Source organism: Micromonospora sp. 15K316 (genome assembly GCF_004348525.1).
Taxonomy (GTDB): Bacteria; Actinomycetota; Actinomycetes; order Mycobacteriales; family Micromonosporaceae; genus Micromonospora.
This window is the reverse complement of the sequence record NZ_SMKG01000321.1, coordinates 1-5,291: the sequence shown is the minus strand read 5'-3', so window position 1 is coordinate 5,291 and position 5,291 is coordinate 1. Positions and strand designations below refer to the sequence as shown.

4 protein-coding genes and 1 pseudogene are annotated in these 5,291 nt (G+C 74.1%); 3 read left to right on the top strand and 2 right to left on the bottom strand.

Annotated features, from left to right (window positions below; translation table 11 throughout):
- Both E1211_RS30600 and E1211_RS30595 read left to right on the top strand, forming a co-directional pair.
- A pseudogene (locus E1211_RS30600) lies at nucleotides 1-1,722 on the top strand (WG repeat-containing protein); the annotation flags it as partial.
- 69 nt (nucleotides 1,723-1,791) lie between these two features.
- Complete coding sequence (locus tag E1211_RS30595; RefSeq protein ID WP_132353472.1) at nucleotides 1,792-2,790, top strand: aldo/keto reductase family protein; 999 nt, start codon at nucleotides 1,792-1,794, stop codon at nucleotides 2,788-2,790.
- 87 nt (nucleotides 2,791-2,877) lie between these two features.
- On the opposite strand, the gene E1211_RS30590 is transcribed toward E1211_RS30595, so the two are convergent.
- Together E1211_RS30590 and E1211_RS30585 are read right to left on the bottom strand one after the other, a co-directional pair.
- The gene (locus E1211_RS30590; protein ID WP_132353470.1) at nucleotides 2,878-3,672 is read right to left on the bottom strand and encodes a site-2 protease family protein; all 795 of its coding nucleotides are present in this window, start codon (nucleotides 3,670-3,672) and stop codon (nucleotides 2,878-2,880) included.
- Nucleotides 3,672-3,872 (bottom strand): hypothetical protein, encoded by a 201-nt coding sequence (locus E1211_RS30585; protein WP_132353476.1) that lies wholly within the window; start codon nucleotides 3,870-3,872, stop codon nucleotides 3,672-3,674. The genes E1211_RS30590 and E1211_RS30585 overlap by 1 nt, the downstream gene beginning before the upstream one ends.
- 147 nt (nucleotides 3,873-4,019) lie before the next feature.
- Between E1211_RS30585 and E1211_RS30580 the strand changes: the two genes are divergently transcribed.
- On the top strand, nucleotides 4,020-5,291 hold a 1,272-nt coding region (locus tag E1211_RS30580; protein WP_132353468.1), incomplete at its 3' end, for a serine/threonine-protein kinase.

The window sequence follows — 5,291 nt, the reverse complement described above, 5'->3', positions numbered from 1 at the left end:
TAAGAGACAGCGGAGACCCCGTCGCAGACCGCCTCCGCCGCCGCGCCGGTGTCGGCACCGCCGGCGTCCCCGGTGGCCCCGCCGCAGCCGGGTTCCGCCGCCACCGTGGAGTCGACGCCGCCGGCGCCTCCGGTGCCCGCACCGGTCCCGGGCGAGGAGCCCGGATCCGCCGCACCGTCGCCCGCGGCCACCACTGTCGCATCCGGGCCGGAGCCCGGTCGGCCGGTCGAGCCGGTCCCCACGCCACCGGCCGGCACGGCTCCCACGACGCCGCTCTCCGCGCCGTCCGCCGCCCCCGACGCCGCGCCGTCCGCCGCGCCGACGTCCGCACCACCGGCAGCGTCCGTCTCCGCACCACCGACCACGCCGATCTCCGCACCACCCGCAGCGTCCGTCTCCGCACCACCGGCAGCGCCGAACGCCGCCGAGCAGGGCGACCCCGAGCAGGTGCTGGCGAAGTACCGGTGGCGGATCGATCCGCAGACGCTCCGGGAGGTCGTGGAGGAGCCCGACGAACTGCAGGTCGTCCGGCGACGGCTCACCGAGAAGTTGAGTACGGCGCTCGACAACCGGGCCCGCGCCCGGCTGCTCAGCCTCCGGGCCGTGGTGTCCCGCGTCCTCGGGGAACTCGACGACGCCCTCGCCGACGCCCGGCTCGCCCTCACCTACGCCGAGGCGACCGGTGAGCTGCGTCGGATCGCGCTCGCCCAGGCCCGACTGGGCCAGGTGCTCCGCTGGCGCGGCGAGTTCCTGGAGGCCGACCAGCTCTTCGCCCGGGCCACCTCCCCCGAGTTGCCGGACCGGCTGCGCGCCGCCCTGCACGAGCATGCGGGGCGCTCCTGCGTCGACCAGGGCCGGTTCATGGAGGCGTGCCTGCACTTCGAGCGCGCGCTCGACCTGCGCGGCGCCGGGGACGCCGACCTGCTGGACCGGGTCCGGACGGCGCTGGACGTGATCGCCGAACGGGCGGCGGAGGGATTCGGGCCGTACCCCCGAAGCCGGGACGAGGTGTTGGAGCGGATCCAACCCCCGGTGCCGGCACGCGACGGCGCGCTCTGGGGTTACACCGACCCGGAGGGCGAGCTGGTCATCTCCGCCCGGTACGCCGAGACCCAGCAGTTCCGCGAGGGGTTGGCCTGGGTACGCCGTCCGGACACCGACCGCTGGTCGCTGATCGCGCTCACCGGCACCACGGTGATCGAGCCGTCGTACCTCGCGGTCCGCCCCTTCTCCGACGGGCTGGCCTGGGTGGTTCGCAATGCCGCCGAGGGGTGGCTCGCCGTCGACCCGACCGGTGACGTGGTGATCCCGCCCGGCTTCGCCGACGTACGGCCGTTCCGGCGTGGTGTGGCCGCGGTCCGCCGGGAGGGCTGGGGCGCGGTCGACCGGACCGGTCAGATCGTGGTGCCGACGCGGTACCACAGTTTCCGCACCGCCCTGGCCGACGGGCGTCACGTCGACGGCTTCACCGACGAGGGGCTGGCCGTCGTCGAGCTGGGCGGCCGGCATGGCGTGGTGGATCACACCGGCGCGGTGCTCGTGCCGCCGGTGCACCCGGCGCTGGTGGTGCATCCGGTCGCGTTCCTGGTGGGTACGGGCACCGGGCGGTGGGGCGCGCTCGATCGGCGGGGCAACCCGCTGATCGACCCGGTGCACCGCACGCCGGAGGAGGTGCTCGAGGAGATCGAGCGCCTGCTCGCGGACACCAACCCGGTGCTCTAGGCCACAGGCCGGTACTCCCCCAGGACGGCGAGGCGAGGCCCGCCGAAGATCGGGGTTAGGGTCGAGGTCATGGAATTCCGTCACCTTGGCCGCTCCGGCCTGATGGTCAGCGAGATCTCGTACGGCAACTGGATCACCCACGGTTCGCAGGTCGAGGAGGACGCCGCCCTCGCCTGTGTGCGGGCCGCTCTCGACACCGGCATCACCACGTTCGACACCGCCGACGTGTACGCCGGCACGAAGGCCGAGGAGGTGCTCGGTCGCGCCCTGAAGGGCGAGCGGCGCGAGGGCATCGAACTCTTCACCAAGGTGTACTGGCCGACCGGTCCGGGCCGCAACGACCGGGGCCTGTCCCGCAAGCACATCATGGAGTCGATCAACGGCTCGCTGCGCCGGCTGCAGACCGACTACGTGGACCTCTACCAGGCCCACCGGTACGACTACAGCACGCCGCTGGAGGAGACGATGGAGGCCTTCGCCGACGTCGTGCACTCCGGCAAGGCGCACTACATCGGCGTCTCCGAGTGGAAGGCGTCGCAGATCCGCGAGGCCCACAAGCTCGCCCGCGAGCTGAACATCTCGCTGATCTCCAACCAGCCGCAGTACTCGATGCTCTGGCGGGTCATCGAGGGCGAGGTCGTCCCCACCAGCGAGGAGCTGGGCGTCGGTCAGATCGTCTGGTCGCCGATGGCCCAGGGCGTGCTCACCGGCAAGTACCTGCCGGGTCAGCCGCCGCCCGCCGGTTCCCGCGCCACTGACGAGAAGTCGGGCGCGAACACCATCGCCCGGTTCCTCAACGACGCGGTGCTGACCCGGGTGCAGCAGCTCCGGCCGCTGGCCGAGCAGGCCGACCTCACCATGGCCCAGCTCGCCATCGCCTGGGTGTTGCAGAACCCGAACGTCTCGTCGGCCATCATCGGCGCGTCCCGCCCCGAGCAGGTCCACGACAACGTGAAGGCGGCCGGCGTGAAGCTCGACGCCGACCTGCTCAAGGCGATCGACGAGATCGTCAACCCGATCACCGAGCGCGACCCGGCCAAGACCGAGAGCCCGGCGCAGCGCCCGTGACACCATCCGGTCCGGCCGGCGCGTCAGCCCGGCCGGACCGGACCGTGTCGCCGGACGCCCGGCCGACCGGTCACCCCGAAAGCCCCGTCAGCCCTGCCAGAAGCGGATCAGCTCCAGCCCCGCGGCGTAGAGCCAGGACGGCAGGCCGAGCACCTCCCCGACGGTGAAGACCACGTCGAAGAACCAGCCGCTGATCCGCGGGTTCCAGAGCAGCGCGAAGAGCAGGATGAATCCGTACGGGGCGAAGAGGTCGTACATCTTGCGCCACTGCGGGTTGAGCCAGGGCTGGATCATGTTGCCCCCGTCCAGCCCGGGCACCGGGAGCAGGTTCAGGGCGCTCGCCGTGAGCTGCAGGAACGTCAGCAACGCCACACCGGCCCAGAACTCGATCGACCCGCCCGTGCCGCTGCCGACCCGCAGCACCAGCACGAGCACGAGGGTGAAGAGCACGTTGGTGGCCGGCCCGGCGAGACTGACCAGGGTGTGCCGCAGCCGGCCCGGAATGGCATGCCGGTCCACCCAGACCGCCCCGCCGGGCAGCCCGATGCCGCCGAGCAGCACCACGAGCACCGGCAGCGCGATGGAGAGCAGCGGGTGGCTGTACTTCAGCGGGTTGAGCGTCAGATAACCGCGGTGCGCGACGCTGCGGTCACCGGCCCGGAACGCGACGATCGCGTGAGCGTACTCGTGCAGGCAGAGCGAGACCAGCCAGCCGGAGACCACGAAGCCGAAGACGTCCAGCCGGACGTTGCCGACCTCGTTCCAGGCCAGCGCCCCGGTGGTCACGAAGAGCGCCACCAGGGCGACGAAGACGGGGCTCGGCCGGAATGCCGCTCGCGGTACGCCGAGCACCAGGTTTCCGCCCGGGCGGTCGTCGGCCATCACTCGGCCGCGGGCAGCAGGCTCATCCGGTACTCGACCCGGTCGTCCTCGACGAGTGCGACCGAGGTGACGCCGGACGACGCGAGCTCGCGCCAGACCTGACCGATCCAGGACTCGGCGTCGGCCTGGCTGCCGAACGACTCCGCCGGACCCGTCGCCGGCTGGCCGTCCGTGCCCTCGTACCGCCAGCTCCACGCCATGCCCGCGTCTCCCCTCGTCGCTGTGGTCCCCATGGGACGAACCCTCGCAAGCGTAGTCGCCCCGGCGCGCGCCGGCCGCGCGCTCGCCCGCCGCGTGGTCGTACGGTCGTCGATGACGCTTCCCGCGCCGGCCGGTACGGTGGCTCGGTGCTGACTCGGGGAGTGGTGCTCAGCGATCGTTACCGGCTGAGCGAACGTGTGGCGACGGGCGGGATGGGCGCGGTCTGGCGATGCACGGACCTGCTGCTGGAACGCGAGGTGGCGGTCAAGGTGCTGCTGCCGACGCTGGTCGCCGACGCCGAGTTCACCACCCGGTTCCGGGCCGAGGCGCGGATGCTGGCCGCCCTGCGGCACCCGGGCGTCGTCGCGGTGCACGACGTCGGGCAGGCCGCTCTCGCCGACGGCAGCCCGGTCGACTACCTGGTGATGGAGTACGTCGAGGGCGAGCCGCTGACCCACTGGATCGGCCGCGCCGGCCGCCTCGATCCCGCGTCCACCATGTCGGTCGTGGCGCAGGCGGCGGAGGCCCTGCACGCCGCGCACGTCGCCGGGATCGTGCACCGGGACGTGAAGCCGGGCAACCTGCTGGTGAAGCCGGACGGCCGGGTGGTGCTCGTCGACTTCGGCATCGCCCGCTCGCGGTCCCTGACCGGGATCACCGCGGCCAACATCGTGCTCGGCACCGCCTCCTTCATGTCGCCCGAGCAGGCCACCGGGCAGCCGGTCTCCGCCGCCAGCGACGTGTACGCGCTCGGCGCCGTGACGTACCTCTGCCTCGCCGGGCAGCCCCCGTTCGTGGGCGAGAACCCGCTCGAGGTGGCGCTGCGCCACCAGCAGGACGAACCGGCGCCGCTGCCGCCGGGCACCCCACCGGCGGTGGTCGAGCTGGTGGCTCGGGCGATGGCGAAGCGCCCGGCCGACCGGTACGGCAGCGCCGCCGAGCTGGCCCGGGCGGCCACCGAGGCGCGGCGCGCCTGCCTGGCCGGCGACCCGCACGCCGCGCGTCCGCCGTGGGCGGAGGCGGGCGCGGCCCCGGCCGGACCGTCCGCCCCGGCGACCGGTCCCGCCCAGCCACCGTCGCCGGTCCCGCCGGCCGCTCCCGACGGTGGGCGCCCGCCGGCCGCGCCGGGCACTCCCCCGCAACCCGTGCCCGACGACCTCACCTTCGCCGGTCCGGCCCCGGGGCACCCCGCCGGCGGGACCCCCGCCACGGGTCCCGCCGCCTCGACCGTTCCGCCGGCGCCGGACCTCACCATCGCCTCGAACGGGTACCCCGCGCCGCCGGTGTCCCCGTACGCCGCGGGCCCGGCGGCCGGGCAGGCCGCCGCCGGGTCCCCGCCCGGGCCGGCGACCGCGCCACCGTTCACCGCCTCGACCGGCTTCCCGCCGGCCGGCGCCCCGACCCCACCGGCCGGACAC

Coding starts and splice junctions, on each gene's coding strand:
- E1211_RS30590 (WP_132353470.1), bottom strand. CDS start 3,672: ATGGCCGACGACCGCCCGGGCGGAAACCTGGTGCTCGGCGTACCGCGA.
- E1211_RS30585 (WP_132353476.1), bottom strand. CDS start 3,872: ATGGCGTGGAGCTGGCGGTACGAGGGCACGGACGGCCAGCCGGCGACG.
- E1211_RS30595 (WP_132353472.1), top strand. CDS start 1,792: ATGGAATTCCGTCACCTTGGCCGCTCCGGCCTGATGGTCAGCGAGATC.